The sequence below is a fragment of the Iningainema tapete BLCC-T55 genome (genome assembly GCF_014698965.1).
Classification (GTDB): domain Bacteria; phylum Cyanobacteriota; class Cyanobacteriia; order Cyanobacteriales; family Nostocaceae; genus Iningainema; species Iningainema tapete.
In genome coordinates this window covers 1-24,252 of sequence record NZ_JACXAE010000037.1, presented here as the reverse complement: position 1 = coordinate 24,252, position 24,252 = coordinate 1, and the positions used below count along the sequence as shown (strand labels likewise).

Annotated in this window: 21 protein-coding genes; 14 read left to right on the top strand and 7 right to left on the bottom strand. The window is 42.1% G+C overall.

Annotated features, from left to right (window positions below):
- The first annotated feature begins 22 nt into the window (after nt 1-22).
- Entirely contained in the window at nt 23-415 is a 393-nt protein-coding gene (locus tag ICL16_RS09660; RefSeq protein WP_238360693.1) for an ArsR/SmtB family transcription factor, read from the top strand.
- On the opposite strand, the gene ICL16_RS09655 is transcribed toward ICL16_RS09660, so the two are convergent.
- Nucleotides 401-565, bottom strand: a complete 165-nt coding sequence (locus tag ICL16_RS09655) for a hypothetical protein (protein ID WP_238360692.1) — start codon at nt 563-565, stop codon at nt 401-403. The two genes, ICL16_RS09660 and ICL16_RS09655, sit on opposite strands and share 15 nt — an antisense overlap.
- A 225-nt stretch (nt 566-790) precedes the next feature.
- On the opposite strand from ICL16_RS09655, the gene ICL16_RS09650 reads away from it, so the two are divergent.
- From ICL16_RS09650 to rppB, 10 genes are all read left to right on the top strand, one after another.
- A complete protein-coding gene (locus ICL16_RS09650; protein ID WP_190826762.1) occupies nt 791-2,467 on the top strand; it encodes an efflux RND transporter periplasmic adaptor subunit in 1,677 nt (558 codons plus the stop codon).
- A gap of 5 nt (nt 2,468-2,472) precedes the next feature.
- A complete protein-coding gene (locus ICL16_RS09645) occupies nt 2,473-5,706 on the top strand; it encodes an efflux RND transporter permease subunit (RefSeq protein WP_190826760.1) in 3,234 nt (1,077 codons plus the stop codon).
- A gap of 89 nt (nt 5,707-5,795) precedes the next feature.
- A complete protein-coding gene (locus ICL16_RS09640; RefSeq protein ID WP_190826758.1) occupies nt 5,796-6,287 on the top strand; it encodes a hypothetical protein in 492 nt (163 codons plus the stop codon).
- A gap of 89 nt (nt 6,288-6,376) precedes the next feature.
- Nucleotides 6,377-6,619: an antitoxin AF2212-like protein gene (locus ICL16_RS09635; RefSeq protein ID WP_190826768.1), complete on the top strand. Its 243-nt coding sequence runs from the start codon at nt 6,377-6,379 to the stop codon at nt 6,617-6,619.
- 289 nt (nt 6,620-6,908) lie between these two features.
- Entirely contained in the window at nt 6,909-7,391 is a 483-nt protein-coding gene (locus tag ICL16_RS09630) for a DUF2808 domain-containing protein (RefSeq protein ID WP_190826756.1), read from the top strand.
- 456 nt (nt 7,392-7,847) lie between these two features.
- Nucleotides 7,848-8,846, top strand: coding sequence for a helix-turn-helix transcriptional regulator (locus ICL16_RS09625; protein ID WP_190826754.1), 999 nt, complete (start codon nt 7,848-7,850; stop codon nt 8,844-8,846).
- Nucleotides 8,847-8,959: 113 nt separating this feature from the next.
- The gene (locus tag ICL16_RS09620) at nt 8,960-11,602 is read left to right on the top strand and encodes a TonB-dependent siderophore receptor (RefSeq protein ID WP_190826751.1); all 2,643 of its coding nucleotides are present in this window, start codon (nt 8,960-8,962) and stop codon (nt 11,600-11,602) included.
- 146 nt (nt 11,603-11,748) lie between these two features.
- Nucleotides 11,749-12,231, top strand: a complete 483-nt coding sequence (locus ICL16_RS09615; protein WP_190826750.1) for a DUF2808 domain-containing protein — start codon at nt 11,749-11,751, stop codon at nt 12,229-12,231.
- Between the two features lie 20 nt (nt 12,232-12,251).
- Nucleotides 12,252-12,965 (top strand): two-component system response regulator RppA, encoded by a 714-nt coding sequence (gene rppA, locus ICL16_RS09610; RefSeq protein WP_190826748.1) that lies wholly within the window; start codon nt 12,252-12,254, stop codon nt 12,963-12,965.
- Nucleotides 12,943-14,319: a two-component system sensor histidine kinase RppB gene (gene rppB / locus ICL16_RS09605; RefSeq protein ID WP_190826737.1), complete on the top strand. Its 1,377-nt coding sequence runs from the start codon at nt 12,943-12,945 to the stop codon at nt 14,317-14,319. Before rppA ends, rppB begins: the two co-directional genes overlap by 23 nt.
- 89 nt (nt 14,320-14,408) lie before the next feature.
- On the opposite strand, the gene ICL16_RS09600 is transcribed toward rppB, so the two are convergent.
- A complete protein-coding gene (locus tag ICL16_RS09600) occupies nt 14,409-15,287 on the bottom strand; it encodes a DUF4394 domain-containing protein (protein WP_238360690.1) in 879 nt (292 codons plus the stop codon).
- A 373-nt stretch (nt 15,288-15,660) separates the two neighbouring features.
- Nucleotides 15,661-18,057 carry a PhoX family protein gene (locus tag ICL16_RS09595; RefSeq protein ID WP_190826735.1) on the bottom strand — a complete coding sequence of 799 codons (2,397 nt, stop codon included), beginning with the start codon at nt 18,055-18,057 and terminating at the stop codon, nt 15,661-15,663.
- 502 nt (nt 18,058-18,559) lie between these two features.
- Here ICL16_RS09595 and ICL16_RS09590 point away from each other — a divergent pair.
- Both ICL16_RS09590 and ICL16_RS09585 read left to right on the top strand, forming a co-directional pair.
- On the top strand, nt 18,560-19,324 hold the full coding sequence (locus ICL16_RS09590) for a hypothetical protein (RefSeq protein WP_190826733.1): 765 nt from the start codon (nt 18,560-18,562) through the stop codon (nt 19,322-19,324).
- Nucleotides 19,325-19,434: 110 nt separating this feature from the next.
- Nucleotides 19,435-21,354, top strand: a complete 1,920-nt coding sequence (locus ICL16_RS09585; RefSeq protein ID WP_190826731.1) for a transketolase C-terminal domain-containing protein — start codon at nt 19,435-19,437, stop codon at nt 21,352-21,354.
- Between the two features lie 78 nt (nt 21,355-21,432).
- On the opposite strand, the gene ICL16_RS09580 is transcribed toward ICL16_RS09585, so the two are convergent.
- The 3 genes from ICL16_RS09580 to ICL16_RS09570 form a co-directional block, all read right to left on the bottom strand.
- On the bottom strand, nt 21,433-21,891 hold the full coding sequence (locus ICL16_RS09580; protein ID WP_190826729.1) for an antitoxin AF2212-like protein: 459 nt from the start codon (nt 21,889-21,891) through the stop codon (nt 21,433-21,435).
- A gap of 67 nt (nt 21,892-21,958) precedes the next feature.
- On the bottom strand, nt 21,959-22,516 hold the full coding sequence (locus tag ICL16_RS45495; RefSeq protein WP_238360689.1) for a fused DSP-PTPase phosphatase/NAD kinase-like protein: 558 nt from the start codon (nt 22,514-22,516) through the stop codon (nt 21,959-21,961).
- Between the two features lie 39 nt (nt 22,517-22,555).
- The gene (locus ICL16_RS09570) at nt 22,556-22,747 is read right to left on the bottom strand and encodes a hypothetical protein (protein WP_190826727.1); all 192 of its coding nucleotides are present in this window, start codon (nt 22,745-22,747) and stop codon (nt 22,556-22,558) included.
- Between the two features lie 153 nt (nt 22,748-22,900).
- Here ICL16_RS09570 and ICL16_RS09565 point away from each other — a divergent pair, with 153 nt between their 5' ends.
- Nucleotides 22,901-23,155: a hypothetical protein gene (locus ICL16_RS09565; protein ID WP_190826725.1), complete on the top strand. Its 255-nt coding sequence runs from the start codon at nt 22,901-22,903 to the stop codon at nt 23,153-23,155.
- Between the two features lie 75 nt (nt 23,156-23,230).
- Here ICL16_RS09565 and ICL16_RS09560 read toward each other — a convergent pair whose 3' ends face one another.
- Nucleotides 23,231-24,040: an MOSC domain-containing protein gene (locus ICL16_RS09560; RefSeq protein ID WP_190826723.1), complete on the bottom strand. Its 810-nt coding sequence runs from the start codon at nt 24,038-24,040 to the stop codon at nt 23,231-23,233.
- Between the last annotated feature and the right edge of the window lie 212 nt (nt 24,041-24,252).

Sequence of the window (24,252 nt, the reverse complement as noted above, 5' to 3'; positions counted from 1 at the left end):
TTTTGCAGGCATAGCTTATAGAATGCTGGGAAATATATCTTCCAGTATCCGTCAAAATGTATTTGACAGACTACTAGATCATGTACGCTCCTCGCTGGTACAAATTCTGCCAACAGATCAGGCACAGCAGATGGCAGAGGTTTTTGGGGTACTGGCAGATACAAACCGCCTACGCCTTCTATCAGCTTTGGCGAACCAGGAGTTGTGTGTTTGCGATCTAGCGGCTTTGACGAAAATGACAGACTCAGCCGTTTGTCATCAACTGCGTTTATTGAAAGCCATGCGTTTGGTCAACTATCGACGAGAAGGTCGGAACGTTTACTACAGCTTGGCTGACAATCATATTGTCAATCTGTATAGCTCTTTAGCAGAACACCTAGATCTATCAAAGGCAACGGAGTCACAGTGCTACTAGTGCTGCCACAAGATTTACACACGACTCAATGGCATCCGAAAGCAGCCCTACTGACTGAGTTAGTAGGTAAGCCCCAAACTTCAGAGCAATGGTGATGATCGCAGCTGTGATCGACAAAAAAGCATAGGAGCGAGCTGTTCGACTACTCATCACAGTTACTAACTAGTGATTTAGAGCTAATAGTAACAAACTTTGCTTTCACCTTCATCAACCCTCAGTTTACAATTGAGGCATGAGTATTAGATGGAATTTTACAGCTTTTTAGTAAGGCTCTACAAAATTTCATCCTGTTTTCATAGCGGTATGAAAGACTAGTGAAAGAGCGGCTGTTAGAGCGCAATTCTGCTTCCTAATACTTAAGGGTACTCAAGAGCGATGCCAATCTGTAACCGTTTTCAAAATTTTACGTCACTCCATTGTGTTTATTTGACAATGCTGAGTTTGCTGCTGCTAAGTGTTCCTGCAGGTGTTTTAGCTCACGGAAATCATGGAAATGAATTTCAAGGCGGAAGCACCCCCCAAGGTTCTGTTGAAGTTGATGCAGAAATTGCCAAAAGGCTAGGAATTAAAGTAGAGCCTGTTAAAAAAGAGCGGCTAGATGTTGGCATTAAAACCACAGGACAGATTGAAACCCTGCCTAGCCAAAAAGCGGAAGTAACTACCCCAATTTCCCAGGCGAAAGTGGTTGAGTTGTTAGTAGAACCTGGTGCAACAGTAAAAAAAGGTCAACCAGTTGCTGTTTTAACCAGTCCAGATTTGGTAACACTGCGCGTTGAGTCTCAGGAAAAACTCGCACAAAGTCAAGCGGATTTACAGCAAGCGCAAGCTGACTTAACGCTGGCACAGCAAAATTACGAGAGGTATCAGCAAATAGCCACAGCTGAAATAGCCGAAGCGCAGAGCCAAGTTGCATTTGCTCAAGAAAAGTATAACAGAGACTTGCAGTTAGCAGACGCAGGTGCATTGCCCCGTCGCAATGCTCTAGAATCTCAAACTCAGTTAGCAACAAGTAAGGCTGAACTTGCTAAAGCCAGTAGCCGTCGGGAAGTAATTGAAGCAGAAAATCAACTCAAGCGTGCTTCAGCAGCATTTAGGGTAGCAAAAAGACGTATTCAACTTAGTAATAGCACTTATGAAACTCGGTTGCAACAACTGGGAAACAGCGCTAATGCTAAAGGATTGGTAACGGTAACGGCTCCGATTTCAGGTAAGGTTGCTGATCGCGAAGTTACCCTGGGACAATCATTCGAGGATGCGGGTGGCAAGCTGATGACGATTGTGAATGACAGTCAGGTTTTTGCTACAGCTAATATATATGAGAAAGATTTAAATCAAGTTAGGACTGGTCAAAGGATAAGGGTGAAGGTAGCCAGCTTGCCTAATCATACTTTTAATGGACGGATTACGCGAATTGGCTCGTTGGTATCCAGGGAGCGAGTAGTATCAGTACAAGCCGAACTAGATAACTCTAGTGGACAACTTAAGCCGGGGATGTTTGCGGAACTAGAGGTAATAACCAATCGAACCTCAACAGCTATGTTGGCAATTCCGAGTTCTGCTGTAGTGGAGGCAAATGGGAAAAAATTGGTTTACCTGCAAAATGGTAATGCCTTCCAGTCTGCTGAAGTTACATTAGGTCAAACTTCTGGAGATTTAGTTGAGGTAAACAGTGGTTTGTTCGATGGCGATTTGATTGTCACGCAACGTGCTACTCAACTTTATGCACAGTCTTTGCGTGGTGGTAGCAAATCACACTCACACAACCATGAGCATGGTCACAATCACTCAGAAGAACGAGAAGCAACATTACAAAATAAAAGTGGTATACAATCAACTTGGTTGTGGATTATACCAGCTACGGGAGCGCTCGCAGTTGCTAGTTTCATGGTAGGTCGTCGTACCAAACCAGGTCTAATTCCAGTACCTAACGGCAGTGAATTCAACATCCCAGGTTCGGTTGTAGGAGGAGATTCTGTTGATGCACAAGAATTGATGAATAACCATCACGTCACTCATCATGAGCCAAAAGTCACTAATCATAAACATAATTAATAAAAATGCTGAGTGCCGTTATTAAATGGGCGATCGCCCGTCGTTGGCTAGTCATCCTGGGGGCAATTGTCGTCACATTTTGGATATTTCAGACGATTATCCAAATGCCTCTAGATGTCTTCCCCAGCTTTGCACCACCCCAAGTCGAAATTCAAACAGAAGCACCAGGGCTTGCCCCTGAGGAAGTAGAATCTCTGGTAACTTTACCAATTGAAAGTGCAATTAACGGTACTCCCGGAGTTACAGCAGTACGATCCTCAAGTGCATCCGGAATCTCCGTTATCAGAGTCATTTTTAATTGGGGAAGCGATATTTATCAAGCTCGTCAACTAGTAACAGAGCGATTGCAACAAGCTCAAAGTAAACTACCATCAGGAGTGGAAACACCACAAATTTCCCCCACTAGTTCCCCCATTGGTACTGTCTTGCAATATGCCTTTACTTTGGAAGCACAGGAGCAGGGAGGCAGAGGGGCAGAGGGGCAGAGGGGCAGAGGAGAAAATATTTCCCCAGCTCCCCAGCTCCCCAGCTCCCCAGCTCCCCCTGCTTCTTTAATGGAAGTGCGGCGCATTGTTGATTGGCAAGTGACAAATCGCCTCTTAGCTGTTCCGGGTGTGAGTCAGGTAATAGCTTATGGTGGTGAGATGCGCCAATATCAAGTATTAGTTGATCCAGAAAAGTTGAAAGCCTTTAATGTCACTTTAGAAGACGTAGTGCAAGCTACCCAAGCTGCCAATGTCAATGCTCCTGGTGGCTATTTAATCACACCTGACCGCGAAAAGCTAATTCGGGGTGTTGGGCGGATTGAATCTATCGAAGAATTAGAGCAATCAGTGATTACTGCCCGCAATGGTACACCTGTGAAATTAGCCGATGTAGCTGATGTGCTTCTTGGTGCGGCTGTCAAAAGAGGAGATGGTAGCTTTAACGGTGAAAAGGCTATCATCGTAATGATTAATAAACAGCCTCAAGCCGATACTCCCACTGTCACTCGTGCAGTAGAGGCAGCGATGTCCGAGATTAAAGCAGGCTTACCCAAAGATATCAAAGTTACTGCAACTTTTCGTCAAGAAAACTATATTGATTCTTCGATTGAAAATGTTAGAGAAGCTTTAGTAGAAGGCAGCATTATTGTTGCCTTAATCCTCATTCCATTCTTGATGAATTGGCGCAACCTCGCTGTTTGTTTAACTGCCCTTCCCTTGTCTTTACTAGTAGGAGTGCTGCTGCTAAACTGGTTGGGACAGGGTTTGAATACAATGACTTTGGGAGGGTTAGCAGTCGCGATTGGTTCAGCAGTTGATGATGCGATTGTAGACGCGGAAAATGTTTACCGCTGCCTGCGAGAAAATAAGTATTCCCCCAACCCACGTCCAGTTTTAGATGTGGTGTATGAAGGTTGTCAAGAGGTGCGCGATTCCGTATTTGGAGCAACTATAATTACTATAGTTGTCTTCTCGCCTATTTTTGCTTTGACTGGGGTAGAAGGTAGCATTTTTATTCCCATGGGATTGGGCTATCTAGCAGCAGTTATTGCTTCTAGTGTGACAGCATTAACTGTGACTCCGGCTTTATGTGCAATCTTACTGCCTCACGGTCGCTTACCAGAAACCGAACCTTGGGTTGCAAGATTTTTTAAAGGGCTGTATCATCCCTTGTTAACATTTTCTCTGCGGCGTTCGGGTATTATTTTAGCCCTAGCTGTTGCTAGTTTGGTGGCAGCAGTTGTAATTTTTCCAACATTTGGAAGAATATTTTTACCGGAGTTTCAGGAGCAAACTTTGGTGAATACTATAACTCTTTATCCAGGAGTATCTTTAGAAGTTACCAATGCGGCAGGCGAAGCAATACAAGCAGCGCTCAAAGATGACCGCAGATTTCCATATGTGCAGTTGCGTTCCGGGCGTGCGCCAAGAGATGAGGAAGCAGCAGGGGTGAATATGGGACATGTGGATATTGAATTGAGTAACTTAGGAATGAAAGATAGGGAGGCAACTATTGAGAAGCTGCGAGAGGAATTTAACAAGTTACCAGGGGTAGCACCGAATATTGGTGGTTTTATTTCTCACCGGATGGATGAGGTGTTGTCTGGGGTAAGGAGTGCGATCGCTGTGAAAATTTTCGGTCCCGATTTAGAACAACTTCGTACTATTGGCAATCAGGTAAATGAGGTGATGAAAAGTGTTGATGGGATTGTAGATTTGCAACTGGAACCTCAAGTGCCAATCGAACAAATTCAAATTAAATTTAACCGACTTGCTGCTTCCAGATATGGTTTGACAGTAGGAAAACTTGCCGAAATTATTGAAACTGCCTTTAATGGAAAAGTGGTATCCCAAGTTTTAGAAAAACAACAAACCTTTGATTTGGTTGTATGGTTAAAGCCTGATGCACGTCAAAACCTAGATACCATTCGCAATTTGTTAGTTGATACTCCTTCTCAAGGGGGGGACGAAAGGGGGGGTAAAATTCCTTTAGCACAAGTTGCCACAATTGACAATGGCACTGGTCCAAATACCATCAAACGCGAAAATGTTTCCCGTTTGATAGTTGTTTCTGCTAATGCTAGTGGCAGAGATTTGCAATCCGTCGTCAATGAAATTCTCAACAAAGTTAAACAGCAAGTGCAGATTCCCCCAGGGTACTTTATTCAATATGCGGGACAATTTGAGGCACAAGAAAGAGCCACGCAAAATATCTTAATTTGGAGTGCGATCGGCTTTGTAATTATTACGGTAATTATGCATCTTTCGGTCAAATCCATTCCTTCTACCGTCATGATTATGATTAATTTGCCTTTAGCATTGGTAGGGGGAATATTTTCAGTGGCTTTGACTGGAGGCGTGATTTCTATTGCCTCTTTGGTTGGGTTTGTTACTTTATTCGGAGTTGCTACCCGTAATGGTTTGCTGCTTGTGGATAATTACAACAGTAAATTTGTATCGGGGATACCTTTGAAAGAAGTTTTGATTAAAGGGTCTATGGAACGTCTTAACGCTATTTTAATGACAGCTTTTACTTCGGCTTTAGGATTAGCACCTTTGGTAGTTGAAAGTCGTCCTGGAAAGGAAATTTTGCAACCACTTTCTATTGTAGTGTTAGGTGGGTTATTTACTTCTACAGCGTTAACTTTGTTGGTATTACCAGCTTTGTACGCTAAGTTTGGCTCCTTTTTAATGCCTAAACGAATGTCAGTTGTGCATAATGGTAAGGTAGTTGGAGCAGTTGTTGAGCGGTAATTTTTGTCTCACGCAAAGTCGCAAAGACGCTAAGAAGAATATAAAGAAGAAGATTTTTTGCTTAATTATTGTATATGAGGAGTAAGTTGATGAAATCACTAAAATCTGGTTTGGTTGTTCTCGGAAGTGTGGGATTGGTTTTTTTGGTTGCTTGTAGTGGGACTCAAGAAAATACAGCTAGTAATACAGAATCTTCTCCCGCAGCTAATACCTCAAAAACTGAGACGGGTAAGTCACATTCTCAAATTAATCATAGTGATAAAGAGCATTCTCATGGTGGTCAAGTTGTAGAGACAGGTCAGTATCATTTGGAGTTAGTAACTCATAAAGAAGATAAAGGCTCTCATTTGGATTTCATTATCGAAAGAGGTGAAAAACACGAAATAGTATCTAATGCCAAAGTAACGGCTCAAGTTCAACAACCTGATGGAACTCAAAAAAGCTTAGATTTTAAATATGATACCCAGAGTAAAGTCTATACAGCTTCGCTTCCTAGCAACGCACCTGGTCAATATCCGATCAAAGTTACTGCGGATGTTAACGGTGAAAAGGTAAATGGTCGATTCACTGTTAATCAATAATCGGAGTAGCAAGCATCTTCAAGTCGGTTGATGAGTTAATCAGTTATGCTTGGAGATACAACTACAAGAACTAATATGGAGTTTCCTTTATACCTTATGCGCTGAAGGCAATTTATCGTAACGGCACGTTCATTTTGCAAACAGCCTGCGACTTACCTGAAGGATCGGAGGTTGAATTAGTAATTCAACCTCCTCAAGTAATAGCACCATCTATCTCTGATGCGGAGACTAAGAAGAATTTTTTAAAATCACTGATCGAGCGGATGCAACAAAATCCAATTCCACTGAATGCGCCTCGCTTTTCACGGGATATGTTGCATGAACGCCGTTGATACCAACATCTTCTAATTTTTGCGATTAGGTATTACTTTTAAACGGCTAAAATTTCATCCTAATTTCATTTCAATTTGTCAAGCTAATAAGTAACAGTATCATTAAATCTCTTGCAAAAGTCACTTAGATGATAACTAACGGGGATAAACATAGATGCACACCGATAAATTATCTGTGTTTATCTGTGTACATCTGTGCTTATAAATATCCGTTATTTGGAATGAGTGCAAGAAATCTATTCGCATGCATGGGATTTTAATGGTTGATTGACCTACTTCGAGACGTGAGATGAAAAAAATCTTAATTTATACTGCACTGGTTATAGCTACCGCAATCTTAATTCCTACTAATTACGCAAGTGCTAATTTAGATGATAGTACAGCTATTCATATTGATGGAAACGTGCAATTTCCTCCTAATCGCTGGCGAACTGTTAGGCATAGTTTCCGGGTACACATTCCTAAGAATGGCAAGGCTGTTAACCAGCTAATTATTAAGGTTCCATCTAGTGTAACTGTCAGTAATAACATCAAAAATATTGATGTTGAGGATGAGAATGAGCAAAAAATTAGCACTAATGCTTCTGTTGAAGGTAAAACGGTAAGACTAGTGTTTCCTGAACCAGTTGCACCTAACTCTATATTGCATATTGATCTTAACAATGTACAAAGAAGAAATTTTGGTAATGGTCATGTCTACCGTTTTTCGGCTACAGTTGTTGGCAGTAAGGCAGAAATTCCTGTAGGAGTAGCTTGGTTTCGGATGTACTAATCCATCATGTAGGGAAGAAAGATGAAAGTTCTGCTAGTTGAATACGCAAGCTTACACTTCGTTTTTAACTATCGCACAACTATTCGAGTGCGGAGTACTCACCTCAAGATAGATACCTAAGTTTTGCATAATATGTGACAAATTGACGCGAGGTAAGCAAAATTTCGTCCTTAACACCTAAACAAATTCAGCGGTGGGCTACTGATTACGGTGGCGGTAAGACTAGTTGCGGTAAGGATGAATAGTATCGTCAATGCGATCGCAAGCTTTCCAAAATAGCGAGCGCTCACTTTTGGGAATTCTAATTTTTTCAACAGTCATCAGCTAAATGTTTGGGGCAATATCCTTACACAGACTGGTGAGAAATTTGACACCTGAAGATGAGGGGTTATCTAGCTTGTGTAGGGCGAAGAAAATAGTAATAATTAATCTCAATAAACTCCAATTTAATTAATCATGACTATTACTATTTCTCAACAAGCGCACGAGGAACTCTTTCAAGAAGTTGATCGAACCCAACATAATGACCCCGACGATCAGTTAGATGTGACCTGCAAGTTTCCCCAAACATTGGGAGAAGGATATCATCGACGAATTGAATTGCGACAAGGTTTATTGTTGGAGATTGAGAGCTGTCAGCGCCCTGACAATTTAATCATACAAAGCATTGACCATCCACACCCCCTAGAGTTTTGGTTTATGCTTTCAGGACAGTGGCGGGAAAGCTCTCCTTGGGCAGTTAGTGAGACAGAAGCTGGACAGTACGGTTTTTGGAGCAGTGGCATGGCTGTTGGAGGAGAAAATGAGTTTGCACAAGGACGGCAACTGTTTGTGAACGTGCATTTAGAACCAGAATTGTTGCAGTCCTTTATCGGCAATTCCTCCGGGGAACTACCACTCGCATTGCAACATTTAGTGCGATCGCCAGATCAACCACTCCAGTTTCGCTCCAACCTCATAACTCCAATGATGCAATATAATGTGCAGCAGATCTTGCATTGTCCCTACCAAGGCATCATCAAGCGTGCGTACCTAGAAGGCAAAGTGCTGGAACTGTTAGCACTGCTGCTAGAGCAAGAAGCAGAAATTCAGATGGGTTGCCGGACACCCAAGCCGCTAAAGCCGGGAACTAAGGAGCGGATTCTCTATGCTAGAGACTTATTATTGCAACAGCTAGACAATCCACCTTCTACCGTAGAACTGGCACGCTTGGTCAAACTCAATGAATATGCACTCAAGCGTGGGTTTAAACAGGTGTTCGGCAAGCCTGTGTTTGCTTATCTCCACGATTACCGCTTAGACGTGGCGCGTCAATTGCTGGAAACTGGGGAAATAAAGGTGAGTGAAGTTGCCCAGAAAATCGGCTTTGCCAGTCGGAATCACTTTGCTGCTGCTTTTAGGAAGAAATTTGGCATCAACCCCAAAGAATACTCAATGCAACGCAAACACTTCTGATTGCGACCAAAAAAAACTCCCGCTAGCGACCAAAACAGCTTTGCGATCGCACTAGATTACTGATAATCTTTCTTGAAAAGAATTCTTGTTTGAGTCCAGTGCGGGGTAATTAAGTGAAACAAAAGCAGTTAGTAAAGATTTTCTTACTGACGATTTCCGTTTGGCTTTGGGGTGCAGCCAGCGCAGCTGCTACTAAAACACCCAAGCAAGAGAAACAAAATAAATCTGTGGCATCGCTACTACGTAATTCCCAGTCAATTAGAGAGATTCCCAGACTTGATCAGATAGAGCGTCCTAGCACTAGCGCCCAAATGCTAGTACAATCGAACCCCCCGAACCAGGGGGGTGTTGTACCAATCACGTCCGTTAAAGCCAATCCTACTAATAAAGGTGTGGAGATAATTTTAGAGACGACTGTTGGGAAACAACTGCAAGTTATAAATCGTAGTACGGGCAATAATTTTATTGTCGATGTACCAGGCGGGCAGTTACGACTACCTTCAGGCGATGCTTTTACATTTCGTTCCCAGAAACCAGTTGAGGGAATTACTGAAATTACCGTAACAAATATTGATGGAAATACTGTGCGAGTGACAGTGGTAGGTGAGAAGGCTTTGCCAACGGTTGAGTTATTTGATGATAATGTCGGGCTGGTTTTTGGTATAACTTCTGCTGCAACAGCAACAAAGCCACCGCAAAAACCTCAAACGCCACAAGCTCAAGAAAAGCCAGCAAGTGAGACACCACAAGAGAAACCACTTGACTCACAGGGCGATGAACCGATTGAGTTAGTCGTGACAGGTGAGCTTGATGGATATCGCGTACCAGACGCTTCAACCGCAACCCGAACCGATACTCCTTTGCGTGACATTCCGGCATCCATTCAAGTCATTCCTCGCCAAGTGATTGAAGATCGGAACATAGAGCGCTTGCAAGATGCCTTGGAAAACGTCAGCGGTGTCACCAAAGGAGGAAACTATAGTGGTACAGCCGCAGGAGCGTTTGTCATTCGGGGCTTTACTCAAGCAGGGAACTTTAGAAACGGACTGCGTGATAACGGCTTCAATTCCTTTGCAGAAATTGCTAATATTGAGCGATTCGAAGTATTGAAGGGACCTGCTTCTGTCCTATTTGGTCAGGTTGAACCCGGTGGCATCATCAATCTCGTCACCAAACAGCCCTTGAACGAATCTTACTATTCAGTGGAATTTACCGCAGAAAACTATAACTTCTACCGCCCTACTTTCGATATTTCCGGTCCTCTGAATGCTGAAAAAACGGTTCTCTATCGGCTGAATGCTGCCTACCAAAACTCGGAAAGCTTCCGCAACTTCGTTGACACAGAACGCTTTTTCATCGCTCCAGCACTCACCTGGAAAATTGGTAGTAACACAACTCTCGATCTTGATTTTGAGTTTCTACGGAATGATACTCCGTTTGACCGGGGACTTGTGATATTGGATGACAATTCCTTTGCCCTTCCGATTAATAGCAATTTTAGCTATCCTTCTCTAGATGATCGTAAACAGACAATTTATAGAGGTGGTTACAGGTTTGAGCATCGATTTAGCGATAACTGGCGCATCCGAAATAACTTCCTTGTTTCATCATTGGATGCAGGAGGTACTAGTGTTTATGATGCAGGAAACTTGATTAACAACCGATTCACTCCTAGAGTTTTTTATAATGAGCGGAATGTTTTCCAAAATTATGGATTGCAAACTGACTTGATTGGGAAATTCAATACTGGCTCGATTGCTCATCAGCTACTTCTGGGGTTCGATTTCAATCGAAACACCTCTTTTTATGAAGGCAGGTCTGCTAGTTTACCTGCCAATGACATTTTTAATCCAGTATTTGAAATTCCTCGTCCTACCGTTCTCTCAGATCCCGAAATCTTCTCAAGCCGTACAGATACGTGGGGAATTTATCTGCAAGATCAAGTTACATTGTTGGACAATCTGAAGCTATTGGTTGGAGGACGGTTCGATTTTTCTACTCAAAATAATCTAGTTGCACGCGGTGAACAATTCGATGATGCGTTCAGTCCACGGGTTGGGATTGTTTACCAACCGAGTCAAGCTATCTCGCTCTACGCCAGCTATAGCACCTCCTTCCTTCCTGTAATCGGTCGTTCTACCAACGATTCTCGTCCCTTTAAGCCGACGAAAGGTAAACAATTTGAAGTTGGCATTAAAGGCGAGTTCTTGGATGGCAAGCTATCGGCAACTCTAGCAGCATTCGATATTACAAAAAGCAATGTCCAGACGACTGACCCCAATAATTCTAGATTTCAGATTCAAGTGGGTGAGCAACAAAGCCAAGGCATTGAGTTGGATGTAATTGGTGAAATTTTGCCAGGGTGGAACATTATTGCAACCTATGCCTATATTGATGCCCGTGTTTCGGAAGACACCAACAGAAATCTCATCGGTAATCGATTGAATAACTCAGCTCAACATACTGCCAGTCTTTGGACAACTTACGAAATTCAGAATGGCGGTTTGAAAGGTTTTGGAGGAGGACTTGGATTATTTTTTGTTGGAGATAGACCTGGAAATTTATCGAACACATTTGAATTGCCAAGCTTCTTCAGAACAGATGCCACCATCTTCTACAAAAGCGATCAGTGGCGGGTTGCGCTCAATATCAGAAATCTCTTTGGCGTTGAATATTACGAGACATCTCAAAATAGAAACATTATTTACCCAGGTGCGCCATTCACAGTGCAAGGAACCATTTCATTCACGTTCTGATCACACGACAGTGGGAAATAACCTTTAATAGGCTAAAATTTCATCCTAATTTCATTTCAATTTGTCAAGCTAATGAGTAACAGTGTCATTCGCCTGCATGTGATTCTAATGGTTGATTGACATACTTTATTATTGAGATAATTGACATGAAAAAAACATTAATTTATACTGCACTGGCTATAGCTACCGCAATCTTAATTCCTACTAATTATGCAAGTGCTAATTTAGATGATAGTACAGCTATTCATATTGATGGAAACGTGCAATTTCCTCCTAATCGCTGGCGAACTGTTAGGCATAGTTTCCGGGTACACATTCCTAAGAATGGCAAGGTTGTTAACCAGCTAATTATTAAGGTTCCATCTAGTGTAACTGTCAGTAATAACATCAAAAATATTGATGTTGAGGATGAGAATGAGCAAAAAATTAGCACTAATGCTTCTGTTGACGGTAAAACGGTAAGACTAGCGTTTCCTAAACCAGTGGCGCCTAACTCTGTATTGCATATTGATCTTAACAATGTACAACGACGAAATGTTGGTAATGGTCATGTCTACCGTTTTTCGGCTAAAGTTGTTGGCAGTGAGGCAGAAATTCCCATAGGAGTAGCTTGGTTTCGTGTGTACTAATCCATAGGTAGAGAAGACAGATGAAAGTTTTGCTAGTTGAAGATGAGCCAGACTTAGGTGCGTCAGTAGCGCGAAAATTAAGTCAGGAAAGATATATTGTTGACTGGGTTCAAGATGGGAATGAAGCTTGGAGTTGTCTAGAAAACGATTGGAAACAGTATACACTGGGAATATTTGATTGGTTAGTGCCAGGAATATCGGGTTTAGAACTGTGCAAGCGCTTACGGGTTCGCGGCTATTCTTTACCCGTGCTGATGCTAACGGCAAAAGACAGCATGGAAGATAAGGTAGCTGGATTAGATGCAGGGGCTGATGACTATTTGGTGAAGCCGTTTGGTATGGCAGAATTGCTTGCAAGGTTACGGGCTTTGCAAAGGCGCGTGCCTCAATTTCAGTCTCCGCAACTTCAAGTTGGTTGTCTGATCCTAGACTACGGTAGTTGTACGGTTTCTCGTCAGCATCCTAATGGTGACAAGCAGGTAATGTCTTTAACAAAGAAGGAATTTCATCTGCTGGAATACTTGATGAAACGTCCCAAGATGATTGTTACCCGTGAGCAAATTTTAAGTCATCTTTATACTTTTAGCACAGAACGTGTTAGTAATGTAGTAGCGGCTCAAATCCGACTTTTACGACGCAAACTGTCGGAATATGATTGTGATGTATTAATCGAAACCGTTCCTAACATGGGCTATCGTTTCAATCCCAGCAATGCAGATGAGACTGTTTCATAAGACGAGAGCAACGCTTGCTCTTTGGTATGCGGTAGTTATGGGTTTGATTTTGAGCTTATGCGGTTTCGCCGTATACGAGGTAATTATCGAGGCTTATTTGCTTTCGATCAACCGGGAACTTGAATCTGTCACAAGCACACTGCATAATGTGATTGAACCGACTCTGAAAAAACCTGGTCAAAGGTCGCCAGTTTTCGAGCAGATTTTACCTAATATCCTACCCAATATTTGTATGGCGCCTAACTGTGCCAGCAAAAAAATCCTCACCCACTCTCAACTCGCCCACTCTGAATACGGCATTGTTAATGTTCTTTACAAAGATAAACAATCTTATATACGTTTTGTCGATAGTTCGCGACAATTAATTGCTGTGGCAGGTTTTCAGCCTGAAGAATTGCCGCCCCTCGTAAAAACACAACTGTGGCAAACTGTCAAGGATTCACTTGGTAATCGTTACAGTCAGATGTCTGTGCCACTGCACACTCAAGATAATCAGCTTTGGGGCTACATACAGGTGGGACGCAGTCTCAAAGAGCTTGACAATCGTCTCGCTGCTTTGAAATTAATTTTTGGAGTAGGATTGCCAATTACGGTACTCTTAGTTGGTGGTTCTAGTTGGTGGCTGGCAGGATTGGCAATGCGACCAATTGACAAGTCATACAAACAAATGCAACAGTTTACTTCTGATGCTTCCCATGAGTTGCGTACTCCTTTGGCAGCGATTAATGCCACCGTGGAAACTGTACTCGATCTAAAGCAACTGTCTGAACAAGAGGCGCGTAATGTTCTAGCATCTATTAAACGTCAAAATCATCGGCTTGTTGAATTGGTTCAGGATCTGCTGCTACTATCTCGCTTAGATCAGCAAACGCTGGCAACACAAAGACTACCCTGCTGTCTGAATGTTTTAATTAACGATGTAATAGAGGAGTTTTCCGCGTTAGCGAGTTCAGCCAACTTAACACTAACATCTTCTATGCAATGTCATCAACCGTTATATGTAATGGGAGATGAAGACCAACTTTTACGTGTGCTTTCTAATTTAATTGCTAATGCTATTCAATATACTCCTGCTGGCGGTTATATAAATGTAATTCTTAAGCGCAACAATGGTAATGCGGTAGTAGAAGTTCAAGATACGGGCATTGGTATTGCACCAAGTGAGCAAAAGCGGATTTTTGATCGGTTCTATCGGGTGAATAGCGATCGCTCACGTAGCACGGGTGGTTCTGGATTGGGATTGGCGATCGCCACTGCTATTGTTCAGGCTCACAAGGGTAGCATACAGGTGCAAAGCGAACTTGGCAAAGGTAGCAATTTCATCATTCAATTACCATTAACAATTACCTTTTGAGCAAAAAAACCTCACACGTCAATGAAATATCGACTTGTGAGGTTCATATTCAACAAATCAAGCTAGTGATGGTTCAGGTAAAGAGCCAATTACCGAGCAGTGATCGCTAAACTGATGAAGTTACCTCCTGGTACATTTGCAATTCTGGTTGCCGCACCTGTGGACAAGTTAATGGTGTAAAGGGTTGTACCAGATAGTGCATAGGCAGTATTGTTGCCTTGAGCGTCGGTGAAAATATCAAACCCGCCGATAGGTGCAAAGTTTACACCAAGACTACCTACTGTTCTGAGAGTACCAGCATTAGGTGGGTTTTGCAGTACTAATATGTCTTGGTCGTAGTCAATATTATAAAGTTGTGTTGAGGTGGCTCCTGCAACATTATTGGTGTAGGCACTAGCAGTAATATTGGCTTCAAATCCAACTCTACCACTAACATCATCAGCAGCGAAAGCTATCGGTCCATCAGTGATAACTTCACCTGTGTCTACGTTAATACGGAAGTTTTGACCATTGCTACCTACTACCCGTAGACGATCTGCTGCTGGATTGAAGTCAAAACCTGACTGAAATCCGCCATTAAAACTGTTAGATAGTTGTCTTACTAATGTAGCTTGACCGTTATCAGGGTTAATGGTGTATAAGTTGTCAGTGTCTGTAAGACCATAAAGTAAATTATTTGCTGGACGGAAGTCAATGCCTACTAAGTTGCCGTTAATTCCTCTAACTCGAACTCTTGTATTAGCTCCACCCTGTAAGTTGATGTTTACTAGAGTGTTGTTAGTGGTTAAAGCGATTAATCTCAAATTAGCTAATCTGTTATCAGTAGCTGGTTCAATAGCAGTGCTATCACCCTCTGTAGACAAGTCACTTGTCTGAGCAATAGTTTTCATTCCGTTGACACTTAAACCAACGCAAGCTATCGCCACTGCAACGGCAGTTGCAAATTTGCCGATAATAGAGATTTTCATAGTATACCTAGTAAAATGGTGCTTCTTAAATTTGATTCAGCAATCAAAGCATTACTTAATCACTGATAGTTTCCTTTCTTACCTTTGACTAAAACAGTCTCAAGTGCTGAACAGCTACCTGTGCTTTTTATCAGTAAATTTTCGTATTAAATTTTTATCTAGTAATACAATACATTAGTTACATTAATTTTTATTTATATTTTTAAACAAAATAATTATTATTACTTTAGATATATTTCTAAAGATGTAGGTATTACTTTTTAGTACGCATTAGACATCTCCAAAAAACAATGTAGAGACGTTTCATGGAACGTCTCTACAAGGATTGTAGACACCGCACAATTAATTTCTGCACATGTCTACTACTACTTAATTAAACAAAACGACCGCTGGATTGTTTGCGGCGAATTCCAATTACTGCTGGACGTGGTGGTCCGTCAGAATTACCTTCAATATTACTAGGCCAGTTACTACCACGGGGTACAGTACGTTTTTGATTAAACAACGTACCATCCAAGTTCAACATTTCAATATCTCGACTAAGGATTTGCTGAGGAGTGAATGGAACTTGTTCACCTGGGTGCTGCACGGAAATAATCAGTGTATCCCCGACGAAAGTAGGTCCAGTCATTTCGCAGCGCACTGGTCCATAAGCAAAAGGTATAATTTCCCCAGCATCAGGACCACTGGTAGGAATATAGAAAAGGAAGTTGTTGCCAAACACACCAATCAAGCTAGAAGTCTCAACATTGAGATTAGAATCAATCTGACTGGGGGCGTTAGCACCGACTATTGTGTGTTCTATTGGTAATGGAGTTGCCGCTGCACCAGTGTTAAAACCATTGTGGGCGTTTGTAGACATGTCAGTAACACCCCAAATATTTCCTTGGCTATCAAAAGCAAGGTTATCTACGTTGGCAAAACCACTTCCAGGTTCTGCCCCTGCTTCTCCACCTTTAGCAAATCGCTCCCAACGGAAAGTTGTACCTGTGCTATCAGCGCTATCTTCGATAATTTTGAACAGTTCCCCAGAAGGTTGTGCGGCGTTAACAGCAGGACTGTACTTAGAAACAATAAAGATGCGAGAGTCTGGATAGCCATCACTTCCTGGCGCACCATCTGTGTAAGCGATGAAAACTTCTCTAGGATTTCTCGGATTGACTTCCAAATCTTCTGGGCGAGCAGTGGGAGTTGCACCAATTAGATTAGCTGCTAAAAAGGCATCAACTAGTACAGCACCTTGACTGGTGTAGAAATCTGACAATTTTCTGCCTTGATAAGCAGGCAGAATAGAAGCTTCATTTGCCGTAGTGACGCTGACAAATACGCTAGTTTCTGAAGGGTTGGCAGAAGGTCCGAACAACCGAATGGGGGTGTTACCATTTCTGGTAGCTCTACCTAATGCAGCAATTTCAACTGAAGCTAGTACTGATGGAGGAATGGGATTTGTGGGGGTATTTAGTTCTAGAGGAATCCACTCACCTGTACCGTTAGCGTTGTAACGAGCAACATACAGAGTGCCTTCTTCAAATAAGCGGCTGTTGTTTTTATCAGTAGGAGAACTAACTCTACCAGCGCTCACAAACTTCCAAGTGTGTCCTCCGCGTCGATCATCACCCAAGTAAGCAACTAATGGTTGTCCAGCTTCCACACGCATGGCGATATTTTCATGGCGGTATCGACCTAATGCTGTGTGTTTGCGAGGACGGAAATCTGGATTTGCTGGATCAATTTCTACCATCCAGCCATATTTTTCCCCAACTAAACCAAATCTTTCCCCTGTTGTCCCTCTAGTGTAACCTGTTTGAGTACCGTTATCGTTGACAGGTTCGGTAACGCCAACGAAAAAGGCTGAACTACCTTGGAAGTTCTCTTCAGCAGACAAGACGGTTCCCCAAGGAGTTGTACCACCAGAACAGTTGAATCCGGTACCAATGATCTTGTTACCTAATCCGTCAGAACTGAGAGGGAAGACTTCGGTTGCCGCAAGTCCAGTACCAATGAGATAATTATCATCTCCTTGCTGGTAGCTCTTTGAACCCCAAGATGTGACTTCTCGGTAAGCGTCAGTACGTTGAGAGTTAATTCCTAAACCTGAAAGTCCGTGAATGCGTCGGTTTTTCGGATCGCGAACAACACTAAAGCGTTCACCTCTATTTGAGCGAGAAATCCTGACAATAGAACCACCTACGTTGTACATGAATTCACCCAACAACTCAGTGTTGTTTCTGTCTTCGGGTAAATTTTGTCCAATTACGATGGGGTATGCGGTGGGGAATCCAGCTAAATCGCTTAAAGATTCAGGTGCAACAAAAGAGATTGGGTAGGAGACGTATTCGTGATTATTCCAAAGGTAGCCGTCGTTGGGGTTATTGCCACCAATGGGAATAAAGCTGGTGTAGTCGCTGTTGAAGCCAAAGTATTCTTCTTGGTTCGGGAAGACGCGATCGCCCCAACTCACAATTACATACCGTTCATATTCTGGTGGTACTACAACGTCATCAAGTACTGTGTATTCATTTAAGCGTGCATCAGCAGTAGGTTCTAAGATGCTTCCCGAATCTACTCCTGTTGGCAAGTAACTTTTTAGCTGGGTATAAATTGGTAACGGATGGGGCAAACGTACTGGCGTAAACTTTAGGGGTTCAATTGCGTTTACAATTGTCTTGTTACCGCCAAAAAGTTTTTCCTCAAAAGTAGGCGCTAGCACAGCCGCACCCGCACTGGCTCCAAAGAACGCAAGTAGCTGCCTACGTGTAAAATTAGACATTTGTTCCCCTCTAAGTAAGAATAACTAAAACCATTAGCTTAAAAAGCCTTTTTACTTTGCACTCGTAAAGGTAATTCAATTTTTGCCTCACGAGATCTCAGTATTTACATTCAATCAATACATATACATTGGCAATATTAAGAATAGGTTATCTTTCTTTAGTATTAAATAATATTTTTTATTTATCAGTACGAAAATTTAGTTTTTTTTTTGCACATCTTCCATTAGTTGTATTTTGTCATGCAATTCATCTATTTAGTTCTTCAAAGTATTTTCATCTAAAAGAAAGTTCTAATTGACGAAATCTGTTTTTCAAAGTAATTTTGGTAATTTTTCATGAGTATATAAAAATATTTACTATTATTTAACTACTAATTAATCATTACTTAACCCTTAAGTAATTGAAAATAGTATAGAAATAAAAGCAAATGATAATTTTTTACAAAATTTTACGGGAAGTACTTAAAAAAACTAATTAAAGTTAAAAAATTAGGAGTAACAAATGAAGGGTATTCTTTCGACTACTTTAACTGTTTTCGTAAGTTTAGTTTTATCTAATACTGCTAAAGCTGCAATCATTAACGGGGATTTTGAAAATGGCTTTAATGGTTGGCAAACAATAGGTGATTCTAGAGTAGAAGGAACTCAAGCTTTTCTATCAAATGCATTCAATGAAGTTGTGAGCATTGATGCCAATGGAAGAGAAATTCGCTCCGGAAATGCAGTTCCAGCAACTTTTATAACGGGTGTTGCGGAAAATTCTTTAGAAGGATTTTTAGGTTTATCGCAGTTCTTTGGAGATAATTCTCTGGGACAAGCGATCGAAGGTTCGGCAATTGGACAAACCTTTACAGCCCAAGCTGGACAAACTCTATCGTTTGCGTGGAATTTTCTCACTGATGAGTCTACAGGTAGTAATGCCGATCCAAACTACAATGATTTTGCTTTCGCTACTATAAGTAATAACTCGGAAAACTTATTCTTTAGACTAGCTGATACAACAGGGGATTTAACTAACAGTTCTAGTCAGAACTTTTTTGCCGAAACAGGATTTAAAACTTTTTCTTATACTCTGCCGACTAATGGAGAGTACACTTTAGGTATCGGAGTTGTGGATGTAGGTGAACGGACAGTGATTTCGGGACTATTTGTCGATCGCGTGCAAGCTCAAGCTGTTCCTGAAACAAGTTCAGCAGTAACTCTGTTGATTTTGGGCATGGGAGGAGTTAGTGTCCTCAAAGGTAGTCGTAAAAGACAAAATTACTAAAAATAATGTTGTTTTAATTTGACTCAGGGGGCAGATTGTAGCAGGATTAATGTGGATTGGCAACGATAACTGCGTCTGTTGTCAATCACTTAAATCTATGGAAATCAGCCATGACTACCACTACTGTTAAAGCTAGCTTTCCCATTGACTTGGGTGCTTATAAGCCTCTGGCACTAGATCCTGCTAACCCAACTTTGACTCCTGAGCAGCGCTCGACACTCCAGGCGAACATTCAACTGTGCCGTGATGCCATTATCTTCTTCACTGCCACTGGTGCAGCCAAGGGTTTGGGCGGGCATACTGGTGGTCCTTATGACACAGTACCAGAAGTAATAATTCTTGATGCGTTATTCCGGGGCGCACCAGATAAATTTGTGCCGATTTTCTTTGATGAAGCGGGACACCGGGTGGCAACACAGTATCTCATGGCTGTACTACATGGAGATATGCCAGCAGAACAGCTTGTTCATTACCGTGAAGCCAATTCTCACCTACCCGGACATCCTGAACTTGGATTGACACCTGGTGTGAAGTTTAGTGGTGGACGACTGGGACACATTTGGCCTTATGTTAATGGTGTGGCAATGGCAAATCCGGGCAAAGTAGTTATTTGCTTGGGTTCTGATGGTTCACAGCAAGAAGGCAATGATGCAGAAGCAGCACGTCTGGCTGTTGCTAAGAATCTTAACGTGAAGTTGATTATTGACGACAATGATGTTACAATTGCTGGGCATCCTTCTGAGTACTTGCCTGGTTTTAGTGTAGCCAAAACACTAGCAGGTCATGGACTGGAAGTGAATGAGGGAGATGGTGAGGATATTGATGATTTATATCGTCGCATCTGTGCAGCTGTAACTTCAGATGGTCCAATCGCAGTAGTAAACAAGCGCAAAATGGCAGTGGGGATTGAAGGGATAGAAGGTACTACCCACGGGCATGATGTGATACCAGCAGATAAAGCGATCGCCTACCTCGAAAAGCGCGGACTCACCGAAGCTGCAAACTACCTCAAAAACCTTCCCAAGCCTAAGAATACCTACACCTTCCAAGGTTCCGGTGACAAAATGGGTTCTAACCGCAACGTGTTTGGCTCAGCGGTAGTATCTGTACTCAGCAAGATGAGCGAAGCTGAGCGGAAAGAAAAGGTGATGTGTATCGACAGTGATTTGGAAGGTTCTTGCGGACTGAAAGCAATTCACGATGCTTACCCAGAAATCTTCTTCAGTTCTGGTGTAATGGAGCGCGGCAATATTTCTGCTGCTGCTGGATTCGGAATGGAAAAAGGTAAGCAGGGGATCTTCGGTACCTTCAGCGCCTTTTTGGAAATGTGTATTTCCGAAATCTCTATGGCGCGGATGAACTACTCCAATCTTCTGTGCCACTTCTCCCACTCCGGCGTAGACGACATGGCAGATAACTCCTGTCACTTCGGTATCAACAACATGTTTGCCGACAATGGGATGGATGACGGCTATGAAACCCGGTTGTACTTCCCAGCAGACGCCGCCCAGATGAAAGCTTGTGTTGAAGCAGTGTTCTTCGATCCAGGATTACGCTTTATCTTCTCCACCCGTTCCAAAGTACCAAACATCTTAGATAGTAATGGCAAAGACTTCTTTGGTGAAGGTTATAAATTCGTTCCTGGCAAAGATGAAGTAGTGCGTGAAGGAACTGCAGGTTACATCGTCAGCTTTGGTGATGCACTGTATCGTGCCGTAGATGCAGTAGAACGTCTCAAGCAGGAAGGAATCGATGTTGGTTTAATCAACAAGCCTACACTGAACGTCGTTGATGAAGAAATGCTTGCTAAGATTGGCAAATCTGGGTTTGTGCTAGTGGTAGAATCCTTCAACCGCCGCACAGGATTGGGTAGCCGCTTTGGTACCTGGCTACTTGAACGCGGTTTGACACCAAAGTTTGCTCACTTGGGTGTTCATCAAGAGGGTTGCGGTGGTTTATGGGAACAGTTTCCCCACCAAGGAATAGATCCTGTTGGTATTATGAACAAGGTTAAAGAATTGGTGAAATAATCACATTAGACAAAGTGAAAAACAATGTAGAGACGCGAAATTTCGCGTCTCTACAAGAATTGCTACCACTACCCAAATTTAAGGATGGTAATTGGGATTATCAGTGATGAGATTTTTGGCTTGGGCAAATGCCAGCAAGCGCTCATCAGCAGTGAGAAATGTGAATGTCATCATGTTTGCCCCAGAGAATTGAGGTAAAATACATAGCGCCGAAGCGAGTGGAACGGCATCATAAGCTCTCAAGGGATGACGACTGACGAGTTGTCCTGCCAACTGTACCATTGCTGCTAAATCAGCGTCAGAAATTGGTTGTGCATTACTTGGAGTGGGAGGTGTAAGTAAACCAGACTGATAGAGAGGCTCAAGCAACGGCAGGAGTTCAGTTATGGTTTGTTCAGGTAAAACTTGCAGCCAAACAGTTTGGCTGTCAGAAAAATTCACTGGAACCAAGGGACGCAACACTCCATTTTCATAAATTGCCGGAATTGCCTTAGCCATATCGTTAACTTTTAGTTCTATAACTATTTTATGAGCCATCCCAGTTTTACAACAACAGCTTTTTATGTGACGTGCGATACGCGGAGCGTAAACCCTTATCTAAAGCTTATTCATGATGTTCAATTACATTTTCGATAAATTTTTGCCAAGTTTCATTAGGAACCCAAATTTTATTTAAGTCTTTCTTTGCCTCTTCCTCACTGATGTGTTTATGCAGTCGGCGATAAAGATATACAAATGCTGAAACCCTCATATTAGCAGCACAGTGAACAAATACTTTTTTGTCTGTATTTGCTTCTATGACATGAAAAAACTCTGTCACATTCTCTATGGTAGGGTTTTCCCATTGCACGGGAATATGTATATACTGCATCCCTTGAGATTCAACAATTTGCTTCTCATCAGGCAAAGCATTGGATGATGTTGGTAGCGCTAAATTTACAACTACACCCTCTATCACATAGATGAATTCATCTTGTTGAGTATGCCAATGTCTCAGAGCCGAGCAACTTGCAGGCGCAAGGGTAACGAGGTTGACGCCAAAGTTCTTCAACCCAGCCGCGTTTCCTAACGCTTGTTTGATTCTCCCAGCCAAGAGTGGCTTAAATTGTTCGGGATAAATCGAAGTTGTGCGGCTGGGTACATTTTGAGGGTCGATAATCATATCTGCCTCTTTAAGTTGGTAAGGTAACAAGTGTATTGATTACTCACATTTGAGTAAACCATCCCGGATCATGCCTTGTATCACCCATTCTCTAAACTTTTCACTTTTATTCGGAAGACTAAGAATAATTTCATCGTATTTCTCAGGAATCTTGAAAGAGTAGCATTTTCTGCGACCTACGCCGACGCCTTGGTCTTTGAACTGGGTTTTTTTACTTCCTTCTCCCGCCATAAAATTTTTCCTTAAATAGATTGACTTTCCGCGTTGACTTGGATATAATATAAAAGAGTTAATAACCACCGCTTAACTTTTTACCGGAGCCTAGCGGTGGTGCTTGACCAATATCCGCGCTTAGACGCTAATCACCAGCTTGGACATATAATCATGTACAAACATAATATCAAAACTTCTCCAAAGGTAACAATAGGTATGCTGCGCCATAACGTCAAAAACCTGCTGGGCGTACTAGACACCAAATTGGTCAAAAAATGGGCATTAGAGCATGGGATGGGGAAGTTGGATATGCGACGCAAGTACTGTTGGCAACTGGTGTTAGATGCTTTATTTATCTGGATTCATAGAGGTAATCGTAGCCTGTGCAGTATGGGTACACAGCCAGAATTGGCGATCGCTGCTTAAAATCATTTGCTCCGAGCGTGAAAAATCCCCAAGCTCTTAGCATCGGTATTAAGAGAAATCGTATTGCGCTCAAGTTCAGATTCTCTTGCTGATACCAATAACTTTAACAGGATCTCCTATCCTTAAAATTTTTCCTGCTTCAGACTCAGGCACTTTTGTATTCACCGCTAACTTGAAAAAGTGGTTGAAGCGAGAAATGGTTGTCCAAGAGGGTAAAAACTCTCGCCTTTTGGCAATGAATATTTTTTGAAAGTTAGGCGTAATTTCACCAGTCTGAGAGTTTCGCGCAGGAACAACACAGCGCTGGCAAGGGTTAATTCCTGCAAAAAGTACGTCTCCCACTTGAAATTGAACGAAAAAGTTCGCTTCAGCAAATAATTGCTCCTCCCAAAAAGCTGGAACTCCACCAATTTCCAAATTGGTTCGCAGTCGGATTCGCAGTTCATCTACACTCAGATCTGGAAACCATGATGCCACAACTTCAAGGGTTGCTGTGCTGATTATAGTTGGTCCAGAAGCATTAGTATCATCTGGGAAGCCAGTGATGGAATTTTGCACAAATTTAACTGAGAAACCAAAATAGTTGCTTAACCAGGCTTCTAAATCTGCACGTTCTTTATCTACATGAAAAATAAATTTTTGGTCTTTGTTTTGAATTTGTAGGGAAATAATTCTATAGTCAACATCAAACCACGTTCTGAGTAAATGAACTTGAGCATTTCGCTTCCCATTCACGAAGTTCCCCCGTTCGTCAAACAAGGCAAATTCTCTGTCATGCTCTAAGGCACCACTTTGAAGAAGGGTTGTTTGATTTACAGCAAACCCATCTAAGGATTTGATGGGGTAAATGAATATGCTTACAAGGTGTGGTGATGTATTTGACATGAACTTTCGAGTAATTTGCTCACTGAAGTCGATACCGCTAGAGTACTCATAAAAGTGGAGCAATACAAGTACCACTTGGACATAAAAATACCAGTCCACTTTTAGCTCAGAGTTTGGTAATTACCCTCTTGAATCCTCTGACTTTTCCCGTTAAGTCTCGAAAAGCTTACTCACAAAGGATTATGAAGAAGGGACACTATATACGGTACAGT